11 protein-coding genes are annotated in these 17,350 nt (G+C 67.0%); 4 read left to right on the forward strand and 7 right to left on the reverse strand.

The features are described from left to right. Position 1: 1 nt before the first annotated feature. Complete coding sequence (locus tag ACPVPU_RS07490; protein ID WP_448660346.1) at positions 2 to 580, reverse strand: beta/gamma crystallin-related protein; 579 nt, start codon at positions 578 to 580, stop codon at positions 2 to 4. Positions 581 to 687: 107 nt separating this feature from the next. Then, positions 688 to 2,016: a 30S ribosomal protein S12 methylthiotransferase RimO gene (gene rimO, locus ACPVPU_RS07495; protein WP_448660347.1), complete on the reverse strand. Its 1,329-nt coding sequence runs from the start codon at positions 2,014 to 2,016 to the stop codon at positions 688 to 690. A 222-nt stretch (positions 2,017 to 2,238) separates the two neighbouring features. On the opposite strand from rimO, the gene katG reads away from it, so the two are divergent. Continuing rightward, entirely contained in the window at positions 2,239 to 4,446 is a 2,208-nt protein-coding gene (gene katG / locus ACPVPU_RS07500) for a catalase/peroxidase HPI (protein WP_448660348.1), read from the forward strand. A 121-nt stretch (positions 4,447 to 4,567) separates the two neighbouring features. On the opposite strand, the gene ACPVPU_RS07505 is transcribed toward katG, so the two are convergent. Together ACPVPU_RS07505 and gyrA are read right to left on the reverse strand one after the other, a co-directional pair. Next, entirely contained in the window at positions 4,568 to 4,909 is a 342-nt protein-coding gene (locus ACPVPU_RS07505) for a DUF952 domain-containing protein (RefSeq protein ID WP_448660349.1), read from the reverse strand. Beyond that, positions 4,906 to 7,680 carry a DNA gyrase subunit A gene (gene gyrA, locus ACPVPU_RS07510; RefSeq protein ID WP_448660350.1) on the reverse strand — a complete coding sequence of 925 codons (2,775 nt, stop codon included), beginning with the start codon at positions 7,678 to 7,680 and terminating at the stop codon, positions 4,906 to 4,908. Before gyrA ends, ACPVPU_RS07505 begins: the two co-directional genes overlap by 4 nt. Before the next feature lie 157 nt (positions 7,681 to 7,837). Between gyrA and ACPVPU_RS07515 the strand changes: the two genes are divergently transcribed. Beyond that, positions 7,838 to 11,743 (forward strand): beta strand repeat-containing protein, encoded by a 3,906-nt coding sequence (locus tag ACPVPU_RS07515; RefSeq protein WP_448660351.1) that lies wholly within the window; start codon positions 7,838 to 7,840, stop codon positions 11,741 to 11,743. Here ACPVPU_RS07515 and ACPVPU_RS07520 read toward each other — a convergent pair. Both ACPVPU_RS07520 and yaaA read right to left on the reverse strand, forming a co-directional pair. Next, positions 11,740 to 12,435: an SDR family oxidoreductase gene (locus ACPVPU_RS07520; RefSeq protein WP_448660352.1), complete on the reverse strand. Its 696-nt coding sequence runs from the start codon at positions 12,433 to 12,435 to the stop codon at positions 11,740 to 11,742. The genes ACPVPU_RS07515 and ACPVPU_RS07520 overlap by 4 nt on opposite strands. Beyond that, on the reverse strand, positions 12,432 to 13,208 hold the full coding sequence (yaaA, locus tag ACPVPU_RS07525) for a peroxide stress protein YaaA (protein ID WP_448660353.1): 777 nt from the start codon (positions 13,206 to 13,208) through the stop codon (positions 12,432 to 12,434). The genes ACPVPU_RS07520 and yaaA overlap by 4 nt, the downstream gene beginning before the upstream one ends. A gap of 196 nt (positions 13,209 to 13,404) precedes the next feature. Here yaaA and ACPVPU_RS07530 point away from each other — a divergent pair, with 196 nt between their 5' ends. Beyond that, positions 13,405 to 14,685 carry a tetratricopeptide repeat protein gene (locus ACPVPU_RS07530; RefSeq protein WP_448660354.1) on the forward strand — a complete coding sequence of 427 codons (1,281 nt, stop codon included), beginning with the start codon at positions 13,405 to 13,407 and terminating at the stop codon, positions 14,683 to 14,685. A gap of 39 nt (positions 14,686 to 14,724) precedes the next feature. On the opposite strand, the gene ACPVPU_RS07535 is transcribed toward ACPVPU_RS07530, so the two are convergent. Continuing rightward, complete coding sequence (locus ACPVPU_RS07535; protein WP_448660355.1) at positions 14,725 to 15,183, reverse strand: Lrp/AsnC family transcriptional regulator; 459 nt, start codon at positions 15,181 to 15,183, stop codon at positions 14,725 to 14,727. A gap of 184 nt (positions 15,184 to 15,367) precedes the next feature. Here ACPVPU_RS07535 and ACPVPU_RS07540 point away from each other — a divergent pair, with 184 nt between their 5' ends. Further along, the gene (locus tag ACPVPU_RS07540) at positions 15,368 to 17,350 is read left to right on the forward strand and encodes a sensor histidine kinase (protein WP_448660356.1); all 1,983 of its coding nucleotides are present in this window, start codon (positions 15,368 to 15,370) and stop codon (positions 17,348 to 17,350) included.

Below are 17,350 nucleotides of genomic sequence, written 5' to 3' on the forward strand. Positions count from 1 at the left end.
CTCAATTTCCCGTGCGTGTGCACAGCACGTCGGCAAGCATCACCCGGCGGCTGACTGTTTCCAGCGCCTGGCGTGCCGATCCGGTCCAGCCGCGCTGACGACAAAAGGCATCGGCGGTTTCCGCCGCGCACTGCGCGGTTGCGTTGCCGCGCGGACAGGCGGGGATGCGCTCGCCGAACCGTCGCGGGGCGGGGAAGAACTCCGCCGCCATGCCGCGCAGCGACGGTCCCGGGTTCCCGGTATCGCCACCGCCGCCGCCGCCCGCCCTGATCGGCCGGATCGAACCCAGCTGACTGCGCGGGCCGAGCCGCCCGGCGATATTGGCTTCGCTCCGGTCGACGGTGATGCAATTGCCCCGGAAATTCGGCTCGGCACACAGCTGCCACCGCCCCCGCGTCACCTGGATGCTGGTCACCGGCCAAGCCAGGCGCAGATTGGGCTGCGCCTCTTGGACGGCCATTGCCGGTCCCCGGTAGTTCAGGTCGCGATAGATGGTCGCTTCCGGACCGCCGCTTTGCGCCAGCATCATCGGGGCCGCCAATGCCGTCAGCATTGCTGCCCATGCGGTCTTCGCCCTCATGTCACCCGCTCCCCACGCAACATGCCGCGACTCGGACGGATCCGGTCCGGCCCGATCCAAAGGTTAGCCGCGCCCGAAACGATTGCCAGAGCGAAGGTGGTAAAGGATCAATTGGGTACGCCGTACAGGTCGTGTTCGTCCGCATCCTCGATGGATACCGGCACAATGTCGCCGACGGACAGGTGCCCGGCATCGCGCAGGAATACCTCGCCGTCGATTTCGGGCGCATCGGCCATGGACCGGCCGGTCGCGCCACTGTCCTCGTCGACCGCATCGATGATGACGTCCAGCGTCCGTCCGACCTTGGCAGCCAGCTTTTCCGCCGAAATGCGCGCGGTCAGCTCCATCAGCCGGGCATAGCGCTCTTCCTTGACCGCTTCCGGCACGGGATCGGGCAGGTCGTTGGCGGCGGCACCCGCCACCGGCTCGAAGCGGAACGCGCCGACCCGGTCCAGCCGCGCCTCGGCCAGCCATTCCATCAGATATTCGAAATCCGCCTCCGTCTCGCCAGGGAAGCCGACGACGAAGGTGGAGCGGATGGCGATGTCCGGGCAGATCTTGCGCCACCCATGGATGCGCTCCAGCACCTTGGCCTCGTTCGCTGGACGGCGCATCGCGCGCAGCACGGACGGGCTGGCATGCTGAAACGGAATGTCGAGATAGGGCAGGATCAGCCCATCGGCCATCAGCGGGATGACCTGATCCACATGGGGATAGGGATAGACATAATGGAGCCGCACCCATGCCCCCAGCTGGCCCAGCTCGCGGGCCAGATCGGTCATGTGCGGCACGACCTCGCGCCCCTTCCACGCGCGCGGTTCGCGGCGGATGTCGATGCCGTAGGCCGACGTATCCTGGCTGATGACCAGCAGTTCGCGCGTGCCCGCCGCGACCAGCTTTTCCGCCTCGCGCAGGATCGCGTCGGGCCGACGGCTGACCAGATCGCCGCGCAAGGACGGGATGATGCAGAAGGCGCAGCGGTGATTGCAGCCCTCTGAAATCTTCAGATAGCTGTAGTGTCTGGGCGTCAGCTTCAGCCCCTGTTCGGGGACCAGATTGACGAAGGGGGAGGGCGGCATGGGTGCCGCCTCGTGCACCGCGCTCACCACCTGCTCATATTCGTGCGCGCCGGTGATCGCTAGGACATTGGGGAACCGGTCGCGGATCACCTCCGCTTCCTTTCCCATGCATCCCGTCACGATGACGCGGCCGTTTTCGGCCAGCGCCTCGCCGATCGCCTCCAGCGATTCCTCCTTGGCGCTGTCCAGGAAGCCGCAGGTGTTGACCAGCACCACGTCCGCACCCGCATAATCGGGGGACAGTTGATAGCCATCGCTGCGCAATTTGGTCAGGATGCGTTCGCTGTCGACCAGGTTCTTGGGACAGCCGAGCGATACCATGCCCACGCGGGGCGGCTCGGGAAGAATGGTTGCCATGATCGGCGCGCAGATAATGCGAATGGCGTGATTTTGATAGTCCCCGCCGCGACTGGACTTGCAGAGGCCATCATCGGGGCGCAGCCTGTGCCGCAACAGAGACTCGTGCCGACCGCTGATCGATCAAGTTCGATCACTCTGATGCGATTTCCTGATTGGACCTTGCGGGCAGGCGGCATGATCTTGGCGACAGGATAAACAGGCAAAACGACTGGAGGAGCCATGAACGTCGAATCGAAATGCCCGATGCACGGCAACGAAATGGACGGCAACGCCGTCCTGTTCGGCATGACCAACCGCATCTGGTGGCCGCATCAGGTCGATCTTTCGATCCTCAACAAGAATTCGCCGCTCGTCGATCCGATGGGCGAGGATTTCGATTATGCGGAGGCATTCAGCAAGCTGGACCTGGCGGCGGTAAAGGCCGACATCGCAGCGCTGATGACCGACAGCCAGCCTTGGTGGCCGGCCGATTTCGGCCATTACGGCCCGCTCTTCATCCGCATGGCCTGGCACGCGGCCGGCACCTACCGCATCGGCGACGGTCGCGGCGGCGCGGGCGCGGGGCAGCAGCGGTTCGCCCCGCTCAATAGCTGGCCGGACAACGCCAATCTCGACAAGGCGCGGATGCTCCTGTGGCCGATCAAGCAGAAATATGGCCGGTCGCTCAGCTGGGCCGACCTGCTCGTCCTGACCGGCAACGTCGCGCTGGAGACGATGGGCTTCAAGACCGCCGGGTTCGGCGGTGGCCGCGCCGATGTCTGGGAGCCGGAAGAAGACGTCTATTGGGGTCCCGAGCGCGAATGGCTCGCCGATACCGGCCGCTATTCCGGCGAGCGCGAACTCGAAAACCCGCTGGGCGCGGTTCAGATGGGCCTGATCTACGTCAATCCGGAGGGGCCGAACGGCAATCCCGATCCGCTGGCGGCCGCGCACGACATCCGCGAAACCTTCAGCCGCATGGCGATGAACGACGAGGAAACCGTTGCGCTGATCGCCGGTGGCCACACCTTCGGCAAGACGCATGGCGCGGCGAACCCGGAGGAATATGTCGGACCCGAGCCGGAGGGCGCGGCGCTCGAGGCACAGGCGTTCGGATGGTCGAACAGCTATGGCAAGGGGCACTCCGAACACACCATCACCAGCGGTCTGGAAGTCACCTGGACCCAGGAACCGACGAAATGGACCAACCTCTATTTCAAGAACCTGTTCGAGCATGAGTGGGAGCTGACCAAGAGCCCCGCCGGTGCGCATCAGTGGGTGGCCAAGGACGCAGCAGAGGACGTGCCGGACGCGCACGTGCCCGGCAAGTTCCATCGGCCGACCATGCTGACGACCGACCTGTCGCTGCGCTTCGACCCGGCCTATGAAAAGATCTCGCGCCGATTCTACGAGAATCCGGACGCGTTCGCGAAGGCCTTTGCCGAGGCGTGGTACAAGCTGACCCACCGCGACATGGGCCCGGTCGAGCGGCTGCTCGGTGCCGAGGCGCCGACTGAACCGCGCATCTGGCAGGATCCGGTCCCTGCGGTCGATCACCCGCTGATCGACGGGGCGGACATTGCTGCGCTGAAGCAGAAGCTGCTGAACAGCGGCCTGTCCGTCTCGCGTCTGGTCAAGACGGCCTGGGCGTCGGCGGCCACCTTCCGCGCCTCCGACAAACGCGGCGGGGCCAATGGCGCGCGCATCCGGCTGGCCCCGCAAAAGGACTGGGCGGTGAACGAGCCGACGGAACTGGCCCACGCGCTGTCGGTGATCGAGGGCATCAAGGCCGAATTCGACGCCAATGCGGTCGGCGGCAAGAAGGTCAGCATCGCCGACCTGATCGTGCTGGGCGGCTGTGCGGCGGTCGAGGCGGCGGCGAAGGCAGCCGGCCACACCATCGACGTGCCGTTCACGCCGGGCCGGACCGACGCGACGGACGAGATGACCGATGTCGACAGCTTCAAGCCGCTGGAGCCGGTGTTCGACGGCTTCCGCAACTATGCCGGGCATCAGCCGGTGCGGACGCTGGAGGAAAACCTGGTCGACCGGGCCAATCTGCTCGGCCTGACCATGCCGGAAATGACCGCTTTGGTCGGCGGCCTGCGCGTGCTGGGAGCCAACACCAACGACAGCCCGCATGGGGTGTTCACTACCCGTGTCGGCACGCTCAGCAACGACTTCTTCGTCAACCTGCTCGGCTCGAGCTTCGCAGCGAAGTGGGAACCGTCGGCGGACGAGGACGGGGTGTTCCATGCCAAGGACCGCACGACCGGCGAGACGAAATGGTCGGGAACGCGCGTCGACCTGGTGTTCGGTTCCAACTCGGTGCTGCGCGCCCAGGCCGAGGTCTATGGCCAGAGCGACGGCGAACCGCACTTCGTCAAGGCGTTCGTCAAGGCATGGGTCAAGGTGATGGAGGCCGACCGCTTCGACCTTCACCGCTGACCGAATGGACAGTGAACGAAGACGGCCCGGTGTCCCCCGACACCGGGCCGTTTTCCTTTCGAGTGTCCGGCAATCGCGCGGGACGCAGCCCTGGCTGGCCGCGACCGGCGGATCGGGCGGTTCAAGCGGGCAGGATCACCTGCCCCCCGGCACCGCGACGCAACGGCGCGGCGGCGATCACCTGGCCATGGGTCAAGCGACCATAGAGGTGCGGGAACAGCGCTCCGCCGCGCGATTCCTCCCACCGAACCCTGCTGCCCAGCGCGGCCAGGTCCACTGCCGCAATCCACAGATGGGTTTGGCCGGCGAAATGCCGGTCCACCGTTTCCGTTACCTGATCGTCGGTCGACAGGTGGATATAGCCATCGGCGACGTCGATCGGTGCGCCATCGAACCGGTCCTCGGCCAGCGCGGCCATCTGCGCCGCGGTCAGGATCTTGTAGGCGGTGGTGGGGTGGCTCATGCCTCGCCCTCGCCGTCGTCCTGCTCTGCACCGGTGCCGTCATCGACTTCGATCGTCTTGTCCGGGTCGACCGGCGGGTTCGCCCGTTCCTCGGCGATGATCGCCTCGGCCGGGGTTTCCGGCTCCTCGTCGTCGTCGATCCGTGCCGCACCGACCACCTGCTCGCCGTCGCCGACATTGAACAGACGAACGCCAGCCGACCCGCGCCCGATGACGCGCAGCGAGGACAGCGGCATCCGAATGAGCTTCGCCTGATCGGTCACCAGCATCAGTTGCTGGTCGGTCGTCGCCGGGAAGCTGGCGACGACGGGGCCGTTGCGGGCGATATTGTCGATGTTGACGATGCCCTGGCCGCCGCGGCCGGTGCGCCGATATTCATAGGCGGACGACAGCTTGCCATAGCCGTTGGCACAGATGGTCAGGATGAACTGCTCGCGCGCCTGCATCTGGGCCATGCGTTCCGGCGCCAGCGCGGGCTCGCCGTCCCGCTCGCCCTTCCACGGGGCGAAGCGGAGATACTCCTCGCGCTCCTCCGGGCTGGCGCCGGACCGGTGCAGGATCGACAGCGAGATGACCGCATCGTCGGGCTTCAGGGTCATGCCCCGAACCCCCGTGGAATTGCGGCTCTGGAACTCGCGCACATCTTCTGCCGGGAACCGGATCGCCTTGCCGTCGCGGCTGGCCAGCAGCACGTCGTCGCCTTCTTCCAGCAGCGCGACGCCGATTAGCTTGTCATCGGCATCCTCGCCCTCGAACTTCATGGCGATCTTGCCGGCCGTGGGCACGTTGGTGAACGCATCCATCGAATTGCGCCGCACATTGCCCTTGGCGGTGGCGAACATAACGTGCAGCTTGCCCCATTCCGCCTCATCCTCGGGCAGCGGCAGGACGGTGCTGATGGTCTCGCCCGCCGCCAGCGGCAACAGGTTGACCATCGGCCGCCCGCGGGTCGCAGGGCCACCCTCGGGCAGCTTCCACACCTTCATCCGGTACACGCGGCCATGGGTGGAAAAGAACAGGACCGGCGTGTGCGTGCTGGTCACGAACAGGTTGGTGACCGCGTCCTCGTCCTTGGTTGCCATGCCGGCGCGCCCCTTGCCCCCGCGCGCCTGGGCGCGGAAGGTGGCAAGCGGCGTACGCTTGATATAGCCGGCGAGCGTCACGGTGACGACCATGTCCTCGCGCTCGATCAGGTCCTCGTCCTCGATCCCGTCGGCAGCCGCCGTGATCTCGGTGCGGCGCGGCGTCGCATAAGCATCGCGCACCGCCGTCAGTTCCTCGACCATCACCTCATAGAGGCGGGCCCGGTTGCCCAGGATTTCCAGCAGCTCGCCAATCGTTTCGGCCAGCTTGGCCAGCTCGGCCCCGATCTCGTCGCGGCCAAGCGCGGTCAACCGGTGCAGGCGCAGGTCCAGGATCGCCCGCACCTGAATGTCGGACAGGCGATAGACCGTCGCGCCTTCGTCGCTGACCGTCGCCTCGACCAGGCGGAGATAGGGCGCGATGTCGCCGATCGGCCATTCGCGCACCAACAGCCGTTCGCGCGCCACGGTGGGGCTAGGCGAACCGCGGATGATCCGCACGACCTCGTCCAGATTGGACACGGCGATGACCAGGCCGAGCAGGATGTGTGCCCGGTCCCGCGCCTTGGCCAGTTCGAACTTGGAGCGCCGGGTGATGACCTCTTCGCGGAACTTGACGAACGCCTCGATGATGTCGCGCAGGTTCAGCAGTTCCGGCCGCCCGCCACGGATCGCCAGCATGTTGGCCGGGAAGCTCGATTGCGCGGGCGTGTTGCGCCAGATCTGGTTCAGCACAACGTCGGGCGTCGCATCGCGCTTCAGGTCGATGACGATGCGCACGCCTTCACGGCTGGATTCGTCGCGGATATCGGCGATGCCGTCCACGCGCTTGTCCTTTGCCGCCTCGGCGATCTTTTCGACGAGCGCGTTCTTGCCCTGCTGGAACGGGATTTCGGTCAGCACGATCGACCGGCGCTCGCCGCGCTGCTCGACGGTGTGGCGGCTGCGGACGATGATCGATCCGCGTCCCGACTGATAGGCGGCGCGGCAGCCCGCGCGGCCCAGCACCAGCGCGCCGGTCGGGAAATCCGGCCCCGGCACGATCTCCATCAGTTCCTCGACGCTGATCCCGCCATTCTGGATATAGGCCAGACAGGCGTCGATCACCTCGCCCAGGTTATGCGGCGGAATGTTGGTCGCCATGCCGACCGCGATGCCGCCCGCGCCGTTGACCAGCAGGTTGGGGAAGCGGGCGGGCAGGACGGTCGGCTCGCTTTCTGAGCCGTCATAATTGTCCTGGAAATCGACGGTATCCTTGTCGATATCGTCGAGCAGCGCGCCCGCAACCTTGGCCAGCCGCGCCTCGGTATAGCGCATCGCGGCGGGCATATCCGGGTCCATCGATCCGAAATTGCCCTGTCCGTCGATCAGCGTGACCCGCATCGACCAGTCCTGCGCCATCCGAGCCATGGCCATGTAGATCGAACTGTCGCCGTGCGGATGATATTTGCCCATCACGTCGCCGACCAGACGGGCGGACTTGCGATAGGGCTTGTTGGCCAGATAGCCGCCCTCCTGCGCCGCATAGAGGATGCGGCGATGCACGGGTTTCAGCCCGTCGCGCACGTCCGGCAGGGCGCGGGCGACGATGACCGACATGGCGTAGTCGAGATAGCTCGACCGCATCTCGTCCACGATGCTGATCGGGGTGATATCGGAGGGGTCGGCGAGGATGGTCTCGTCGGTCAATTCGCGGCGCTTTCGGGATGTTGCGTTTCGGTGACTGTCTTAGCCGCGCCGTGCGCCCCTGCCAAGCGGAACGACATGGGGGACTGTTCAATCCTGCCGATCCGGCGCTATGTCCATCGCATAATCGTCAGGGCGCCGATGCGCCGCGGGGAGGGGTATGGGTACGTTTCTGGGCGGTCCGCAGAATGATGTCATCAACGGGACGGAGGAAGCGGACTATGCCGCCGGGTTCGGCGGCAACGATACCATCGACGGCAAGGGCGGCGACGACGACCTGCGCGGGGGCGACGGCAACGACGCGCTGACCGGTGGTGCCGGGAACGACAGGCTGGACGGCGAGGGGGGCGACGACGTCCTGAACGGCGGCGACGGCAATGACCAGATCTTTGCCTATGACGGGCTGGACCGGATCAATGCCGGGGCCGGGGACGACCGGATCGTGCTTGGTTACAGCGTCGATCTTGGCACGCTGGCGCAACTGGTGGGCGGTGCGGGGCGCGACACGCTGGTCTTTGACAATATCGCGACTCCTCTCGATCTGCGCGCCGTCACCCTGCCTGCCGATATCGAGGTGCTTGAGGCCAATTCTAGCGTCGAGATGACCGAGGCACAGCTGCGCTCGTTCGAGCGGATCAGCGGCCAGTTCCGCTTTTCGACCGCCGTCGACATCAGCTTTGCGGGCATGAACCTCGGCTTCATGGGGCTGGTCACATCCAACGGCAACGACCGGATCGATTTCGGCGGCGTCACCGTTACCGGCGTCGGGCAGGGGCCGATCGGCGTCAGCGTCTATGCCCAGGGCGGCAACGACACCGTCATCGGCAGCACGGGCGCCGACACGATCGAGGGCCGCGAGGGCGACGACGTGATCGAGGGGCGGGAAGGCAACGACTATCTGGTCGGCGGCACCGGCGTCGACCGGATCGACGGGGGTGCGGGCGACGACACCATCTATTTCGGTTCGCCGATCGAGGTGAATGCCGGCGACAGGGTGACGGGCGGCGCCGGATATGACCGGGTCGTCATCCGCAACGACAATTTCGCCGAAATCGATCTGACGGCGCTGACCATCGACCGCGATGTCGAGGTCCTGGTTGCCGAAGGTGGATTCGTCACCATCGGTTTCGCCACTCTGGCTCAGCTGAACGCGATCGAGGGGCTGTTCCGGATCACCGGATCGGGCCTGGTCGATCTGACCGGCAATCGCTTCACCAGCGGCTGGCTGCAGCCGGGCGACGGCAACGACCGCGTGACCCTGGCCGGAAACAGCGGGCCGAACACCGTGATCCTGTCCGGCAATGGCGGCGACGACGAACTGATCGGCGGCGAGGGGATCGACAATCTGGACGGAGGCGCTGGCGTCGACCTGATCGAGGGGCGCGGCGGCAACGATACGCTGTCCGGCGGCGACGGCAACGATATCGCGCGGGGCGGCGCGGGCAATGACGATTTCTTCGACGGGCTGGGCGACGACCGGATGGAAGGCGGGACCGGCGACGATCAATTCCGCGTCAAGCTGAACGAGGGCTATTCGGTCCGCGACGTGATCGATGGCGGTGACGGCAACGATCTGTTGTGGATCCAGGATGCCGATGCCGGCACCGTGTTCGACTTCGGCGCCTATCAGTTGACCAGCATCGAGGGGGTCTGGGGCCAGGGCCGTCTGGTGATCAGCATGGCTCAGGCCGGTGCGCTGCGACAGCTCGACATGGGTTCCATCCAGTTCACCAGCGCGGGCAGCTTCATTGCCGCCGTTGGGCGCGCTGCCGGGGCCTATGTGCTCGCTAACGGCACCAACAGCCTCGACCTGCGGGAATCGACGTTCAACGCCGTCATTCGTGTCGACGGCGGATCGGGCGCGGACACAGTGCTGGGCACGGGTGGCGGCGACCGGTTCGCGGGCAATGGCGGCGATGACGTGTTGCAGGGGCTGGGCGGCGCGGACGAACTGCGCGGTGGTGCGGGCGTTGACACGCTGGACGGCGGCGATGGCAACGATCAGCTGATCCTGGCCGATGGCGAGGCCGTATCGACGGGCGACCGCTTCATCGGCGGTGCGGGTACGGACACCATCCTGATCGAGGGCGATCCCACGCGCACGACCCGCGGACTGCGCGATCTGTCTGCCGCCGTCATCGATGCCAGCGTCGAGGAAATCCGGGCGACCGGCAACGACGCGATCCGCGCCACCGTCGCGCAGCTTGCGGCCCTGCGGCTGATCCAGGCTCCTGAGGTCAGGCTGGCCACCGGCGGTGCCATCGATTTCACCGGCATCGTGACCGGCGGCGAACTGACGCTCAGCGATGCCGGCAATCAGGTGGTGCTCGGCGCCGCGACCAGCTTCGGCGACAGCTTCTTTGCGGTCAATGGCGGCGCGGGCAATGACGGTGTGCTCGGCACCGGGCGCGGCGAGACGATCCGCGGCAATGGCGGCAATGATCGGCTGGAGGGCCGCGGCGGTGACGATGTGCTGATCGGCGGCGCAGGCGACGACCTGGTGCTCGGCGGCGACGGCAATGATTCGATCGAGGACGGCGCGGGCATCGACCGATATGACGGCGGCGCGGGCGACGACATTTTCACCATCGGAACGGGCACCGTCGCCGGGGACAGCTTCATCGGCGGCACCGGGTTCGATTCGATCAACGTGCTGGGCGAAGGGCCGATCAACCTGTCGGGCCTCAGCTTCTCGGCGGATATCGAACGCATCGTCGGCGGCGACCTGACGCTTACATCGACCCAGGCGGACGGCTTTGCTGAAATCAGCGTCAGCACCCTGACCCTGGCCGACGGCGGAACCGTCATCTTTGGTCCCAACGGCTTTTTGGGGCGGCAGATCACGCTCAGCAATTCGGGCAATTCCATCGACCTCAGCCAGGTCACGCTGGCCGCGCCGACGGTCATCGGCGGGACCGGGGCCGATCTGATCATCGCATCGGCGGTGGCCGGGGGCCAGCTGAACGGGGGCGGCGGCAACGACGTCATCTTTGGCAGCGCGGGGACCGACTTCATCAGCGCGGGCACTGGCATCGATGCGCTGGTCGGAGGCGGCGGCAACGACTTCTATGTCGTCGATCGCGCCGATGACATCATCTATGAAGGCGCTGGCGGCGGCATCGACACGGTCCGTTCGACCGCCAGTTACTATCTGTGGAGCCAGGTCGAATATCTGGAACTGCTCGGCTCCGGCGATCTGTTCGGCGTCGGCAACGAACTGGACAACCGGTTGATCGGCAATGGCGGCAGCAACCTGCTGATCGCGGGTGCGGGCAACGACGAAGTGGGCGGCATGGCCGGAAACGACCAGCTGTTCGGCCAGGATGGCGACGATATCCTCGCCGGCGGCACGGGCATCGACTATCTGGTCGGCGGCGCCGGGGCCGACACGCTGGACGGCGGCGATCAGGCCGATGCCCTGTACGGAGAGGCGGGCAACGACATCCTGCGCGGCGGCGAGGGGTTTCACACCGACATTCTGGTCGGCGGGGCGGGCAACGACGATCTGTACGGCGCGTCGGGTCTGGGCGATTATGACCTGCTCGACGGTGGCGAAGGCGATGATCGCTACTTCGTCGATACCGGTGCCGATCTGACGTTCGAGGCGGCGGGCGGCGGCACCGACACGGTGATCGCCGACATCGCCGATGGCGGCTATTACCTCTATGCCAATGTCGAAAATCTGGTGCTGAACGGGGATACCCTGTTCGGCGTCGGCAACGATCTGGACAACGCGCTTACCGGCAACGACGTCGCCAATCTGCTGATCGGCGGGGGCGGCAACGACGTGATCGACGGCGGGGCCGGGGTCGACGTGCTCTATGGCCAGGCGGGATCGGACCGCTTCGTCATCCGCCGGGGCACCGATGCCGACGTCATCGCCGATTTCCAGGCGGGAATCGACGATATCGACCTGCGCGGCATCGGCTTTACCAGCTATGCGCAATTGCAGGGCGCGATCGTCGACGGCAATGGCGGCGTCGCCATCGATCTGGGCAATGGCGAACTGGTCGTCGTGCTCGGCGTGACCAAGGCCCAGCTGACCGAGGGGGATTTCCTGCTCTAGGCGGGAACCTCGCTGCCGTCCCAGGCAAAGCATTTGCCGCTGTCCTGGGGTTTCAGCCCGTCGATTACGTCCAGCAGCTGCAGGGCGGCGCGTTCGGGATCGAACAGCTTGCCCGGCGCGACATTGCCCTGGAACGGCCGGGACAGGCCGGTATCAACCGTGCCGGGATGCAGGGCGACGACGACGCTGCGCTCGCTTCGCCGTTTGGCCTCGATGGCGAAATTTCGCACCATCATGTTCAGCGCCGCCTTGGACGCGCGATATCCGTGCCAGCCGCCCAGCCGGTTGTCGCCGATCGACCCGACCCGCGCCGACAATGCGGCGAACACCGGCCGCCCGTTGCGCGGGATCAGGGGCAGGAAATGCTTGGCGACCAGCGCCGGGCCGATGGTGTTGATGGCATAGACGCGGGCCAGCCATTCGGCGTCCAGGTCGCGCATTGCCTTTTCCGGGCCGCGCTCGCCTTCGCTCAGGACGCCCGTGGCCACGAAGATCAGGTCGGGCGCGCCCGCCGCTGCCACGCGCGCTGCCGCCGCTGCAATGCTGGCTTCGTCCAGGATGTCCAGATGATCCGCCCCGGTGCGGGAGCGGGCAAAGCCGAACACGCTGGCAAAGCTGCCCTCTTCCTTGAGTGCGGCCTCGACCGCAGCGCCGATGCCACCCGACGCCCCGATGACGACCGCGACGCTCATGCCGCCTCCGCCCGGCGCACGCGCTGGAACCGCCACACATCGTCGCTGCTCTCGCCCGCGACGAAGCGATAGCCGTCAAGGTCGAACCTCTTCATCGCCGCCGGATCGGTGATCCGATGCTCGCACATCCACCGGGCCATCAGGCCCCGGGCAACCTTGGCGTTGAAGCTGACGAAGCGCGGCCCGTCCGGCCCGTCCTCGCGGAAATCGACCGTGACGACGCGCAGGCCCGGCGGCAATCGCCCTTCGGCGACCCGCCAATATTCCTGGCTGGCCAGATTGAGGATCGTGTCGCTGCCCGCCGCATCGGCATCGGCAGCAATCTGGGTCGCCACGCGGTCGCCCCACAGGGCATAGAGGTCCTTTGCCCGGCCCGGCGCCCAGCGGGTGCCCATTTCCAGGCGATACGGCTTCATCGCATCCAGCGGGCGGAGCAGGCCGTACAGGCCCGACAGGATGCGCATATGATCCTGGGCAAAGGCCACCGCCTCCGGCTCCAGCGTCCTCGCCTCGAACCCGCGATAGACGTCGCCGGCGAACGCGAACAGCGCGCACCGCGCCTCCGCCTGGTCGAACTCGCGAAACCGCCGGGCATTCAGCGTCGCCAGCTTGTCCGAAATATGCATCAATTCGCCCAGCTTTTGCGCGCCCAGCCGCGCCGCGCTGCGCGCAGTGGCATCGGCCTGGTCCGCGAAAACGGGGTTGGTCGCGGCAAAGGGCGGGGGCGCGCTGTCGAAGTCCAGCGTCTTTGCGGGGGAAATCACGGCTAGCATCGCCGCTAGCTAGGGATGCGACCGCGATAATCAAAGCGCCAATGCAGGGAACCTCGCCGCTTCCATTCAATTTTGGTTCAGTCGGTCATAGGCATCGCCCGGCGGGGACGGGACGTGCTTGAACCATGGCCGGGTGGCCGATAGAGCAACATTGCGCCCGGCGTCCCCCAGCCGACGGCAAAGGAGATTGATAAGGATGAAACTGGTTTCGAAGGCCGCCCTGGCCACGGTCCTGGCAATCGGTGCCACCGCCGTTCTGACCACCGCGCCCGTCGAAGCGCAGCGCCGCAAGAAGGAAGAGCCTGTCGCGGCCGCGCCCAAGATTTCCGAGGCGTTCCGCGTGCCCGCGCTGGCCGCTGATACGGCGGCGTCGGCGAAGAACATTCCCGAAGCGGAGGCCCAGTTCGCGCTGGCCAATGCCGCAGTCTCCAACGACGACGAACGCTTCATCAACGAACGGCTGCGGCTCAAGATCGGCGAGATCAAGCAGGACGATGCCTGGATCGTCCAGGCGCTCGATTATCTGATCGCCAGCCCCAAGACCGAGGCACAGGACCTGCCGGCGTTCAACCTGAGCCGCGGTGTCATCGCCCTCAACCAGAAAAAGCCGGCCGAGGCGCTGCCCTATCTGCGCAAGGCGCGCGAACTGGGCAGCCGCGACGGCAATCTGCCGCTGCGCATCGGCACCGCGCTCATCGATTCCGGCGACGTCGAAGGCGGCGTCGCGGAAATCGACGCGGCGGTGAAGGCGACCAAGGCGGCGGGCCAGCCCGTGCCCGATACCTGGTACCGCTATGCCTATGGCAAGCTGCTGGGCGCCAACAAGCCCCAGGCGGCGAACGAATGGGTCCGCCGTCTGGTGACCGATTATCCGACGCCCCAGAACTGGCGCTCGATGCTGCTCACCTATCGTCAGAACCAGGCGAATGGCGATACGGCCGCCGACCGCAACCAGCGGATCGACCTGTACCGGCTGATGCGGGCCACCAACGCCCTGGCGGGTGAAGCCGATTACATCATCTATGCCGACGAAGCGTCCAAGCTCGGCCTGCGCCAGGAAACGATCGCGGTGATTGAGGACGGCCAGCGCAGCGGCAAGATCCCGGCAGGCAGCAGCGATGCGCGCGCGCTGCTGGCATCGGCAAAGCAGGGCATCGCCGCCGACAGTTCGCTGGCGTCGCTGGAAAAGGATGCGCGCGGTGCCGCCAATGGCCGCCTCGCCGCGCTGGCCGCCAATGGCTATCTGGCGCAGGGACAGGCGGCCAAGGCGGTCGAACTGTACCAGCTGGCGCTGCAAAAGGGCGGCGTGGACGAAGCCCAGACGCGGCTGCGGGTCGGCATTGCCCAGGCCCAGGCCGGTGATGCGGCGGCGGCAAAGACCAGCTTTGCGGCGCTCAACGGCACGCCGCTGGCTGAGCTGGCCGCATTCTGGACGCTGCACCTGAACCTGAAGGGCGGCGCGGCACCCGCCGCCTGACCTCAGCGTACGGCAGCGATCATGCCCGGTATTCCCGGTTCAGACCGGGATGCCGGGCAGATGCTTGGCGGTGCGGATGGTCAGCGACGTCTTGACGCTGGTGACGTTGGGCGCGGTCGTCAGCTGCGTGGTCAGCAGTTCCTGAAAGCCTTTCAGGTCGGTCGACACGATCTTCAGGATGAAGTCGATCTCTCCGTTCAGCATGTGGCATTCGCGCACCTCGGGAATGGTGGCGATATGCTGTTCGAACGCGGCCAGATCGGCCTCGGCCTGGCTGCGCAGGCTGACCAGTGCGAACACCGTGATGGGATGGCCCAGCGCAACCGGATCCAGTTCGGCATGATAGCCCCGGATCACGCCCGCTTCCTCCAGCGCGCGCACCCGGCGCAGGCATGGCGGGGCGGTCAATCCGACGCGTTCGGCCAATTCGACATTGGTCATTCGGCCCTGTTCCTGCAACAGGGCCATGATTTGCCGGTCGATCCGGTCGAACGCCATTCGCATCACTCCATGAAGGGCCGCGATTCTGTCGTGCGGCCCGGGGCGAGCATAAGATAATTACGCGGCAACGCAATTGTCCCACAATGCGACGTGCCAAAATCAGCGCCTTGTGGGCAGGGCGGAACCGGTTAAGGATTCCTTGACGCCGGAATAGTCCGGTGACCCCGAACGGACGGTTCAGTTGCGCTTTGACGACACGCTGACAACGGTGCTTGCCGCCGACTGGTCGACCCCGTCCGGACGGGCGGCGGCCTGGCGCCAGCTGATCGACCTGATCGGCCGGCGACGGGTCGATGTCGATGCGGCGGTGCTCGATCGGCTGCGCACGCTGCGCCCCCAGGTGCCGTTGCCGGTCCGCATCGCCAGTGCCGGCGGGCTGGCTTATGCCGATCCCCCTGCCGGTCTGGTCGCGCTGCTGGTCGAGGACGAGCCGATGGTGGCGCTGCCGGTTTTGCGGACGGCGCATCTGGACGATGCCGAATGGACCGAATTGCTGCCCCGGCTGGGCGGCGCTGGACGGGCCGTGCTGCGGCATCGGCGCGACCTGTCCGCCGCCGTCGAGCGTGCACTGGCCGCATTCGGGGCGGCGGATTTCGTGCTCGACGACCAGCGCCCGGCGGAAAACCGGATGGCGGATGCCGACGTGCCGGACCTGCCCGCTGCCGAAGCCACGCCGGACGCCGACGTTCCGCTGGAGGAGCCGCCGGTCGAACCGGCGATGCCGACCGGTGAAGTTCCCGTCCTCGCCGCTCCCGATGCACCCCCGGCCGAACCCGGCCCGGAGGCGGAAGCCGAAGTGTCGCCGGCACCCATTGCCGCGCCCGCCGCCACGCCGTTCCAGTCGCTCGCCACGGTCGCCATGGGCATCCCGGTGGTTGCCGAGGCCATGCGCCGTGCCCGCAGCGGCGGCGATGCCGTGCCCCCCGTTGCCGAACGGGAACCCAGCCCGATCGCATCCTGGTTCGCACCGTCAGCGGGTGTCGCACCGGACGCGGTGCCCGCCTCCGAACCGGCCGCCCCCGCACCGACGCCGCCTGCCGATGCCGACGGGCCGTTCCGGATCGCGGATGTCATGGCCCTGATCGACGCGCATCAGCGTCGTCAGCCGGCTCAGGACGGGGAAGAGGCGCGCGGCCCGGATGCTGCCGCCGGGTTCCGCTTCGAAACAGACGCGCACGGCGTCATCCGGGTGGTCGAGGGGGTGACTCGCGCACCGCTGGTGGGGCTTGCGCTCACCCAGACCGGCGGGGCGGGCGAAACGGGTTTCGATGCCGGGGTCGCAGGCGCGTGGCGCAAGCGGTCCAGCTTCCGCAACAGCCGATTGTTCGTGGCGGGCAGCAGCGATGCGGGCGGCCAATGGCGCGTGTCCGCCATGCCCCTGTTCGATTCCGCAACCGGACGCTTTACCGGTTATGCGGGGGGTGCCCGGCGGCCGCGCGCCGACGAACGGGCGGAGCCACAGGCGGTCGTGCGGCCCGATGCCGATATCGATACGCTGCGCGAACTGGTCCACGAACTGCGCACCCCTGCGGGTGCGATCACGGGATTTGCCGAGCTGATCGAAAGCGAAATGCTCGGACCGGTGCCGTCCGTCTATCGGGAGCGCGCCAGCGCCATCCGCGCACAGGCGCGGGAACTGGTCGGTATCATCGACGATCTGGACCTGTCTGCCCGGATCGAGGCGCAGGCACTGCAGCTGCGGCCGGCTGAGGTCGCGCTGGCCCCAATGCTGGAAGGCATCGCCGCCGATCTGGCGCCGCTGGCCGAATTGCGCGGCACACGCGTCGCCATCGGCGCAATCGACGGCGCGGTCGATGCCGACCGGCGCGGGACCGAGCGGCTGCTTGCCCGGCTGATGGCGACCCTGGTCGCGCACGGCGCAACCGAAGAGGTTATTGCGGTTGGCCAGGAACAGGGGGCGGCCGATTGCGTCACTCTATCGTTCACCCGGCCGCAGCGGCTGACGGTCGATGCCGATGCGCTGGCGGCAGCAGAGGCTGACGGCGCCGACGACCTGACGCCGCTTGGCACACGCTTTACGCTGCGGCTGGTGTCGCGCCTGGCGGCGGAACTGGGCGGCGCGCTGACCATCGGTGCGGATCGCTTGACACTTGCCCTGCCGGCGGTCGATGGTCGGGTGATGGAGCGGACGGCACAGCACTGA

The sequence above is a fragment of the Sphingomonas paludis genome, from assembly GCF_053502515.1.

Excerpts from the sequence above, each read along its gene's own strand:
- ACPVPU_RS07490 (WP_448660346.1), bottom strand. The coding sequence starts at position 580 with ATGAGGGCGAAGACCGCATGGGCAGCAATGCTGACGGCATTGGCGGCC.
- rimO (WP_448660347.1), bottom strand. The coding sequence starts at position 2,016 with ATGGCAACCATTCTTCCCGAGCCGCCCCGCGTGGGCATGGTATCGCTC.
- katG (WP_448660348.1), top strand. The coding sequence starts at position 2,239 with ATGAACGTCGAATCGAAATGCCCGATGCACGGCAACGAAATGGACGGC.
- ACPVPU_RS07505 (WP_448660349.1), bottom strand. The coding sequence starts at position 4,909 with ATGAGCCACCCCACCACCGCCTACAAGATCCTGACCGCGGCGCAGATG.
- ACPVPU_RS07515 (WP_448660351.1), top strand. The coding sequence starts at position 7,838 with ATGGGTACGTTTCTGGGCGGTCCGCAGAATGATGTCATCAACGGGACG.
- ACPVPU_RS07520 (WP_448660352.1), bottom strand. The coding sequence starts at position 12,435 with ATGAGCGTCGCGGTCGTCATCGGGGCGTCGGGTGGCATCGGCGCTGCG.
- yaaA (WP_448660353.1), bottom strand. The coding sequence starts at position 13,208 with ATGCTAGCCGTGATTTCCCCCGCAAAGACGCTGGACTTCGACAGCGCG.
- ACPVPU_RS07530 (WP_448660354.1), top strand. The coding sequence starts at position 13,405 with ATGAAACTGGTTTCGAAGGCCGCCCTGGCCACGGTCCTGGCAATCGGT.
- ACPVPU_RS07535 (WP_448660355.1), bottom strand. The coding sequence starts at position 15,183 with ATGGCGTTCGACCGGATCGACCGGCAAATCATGGCCCTGTTGCAGGAA.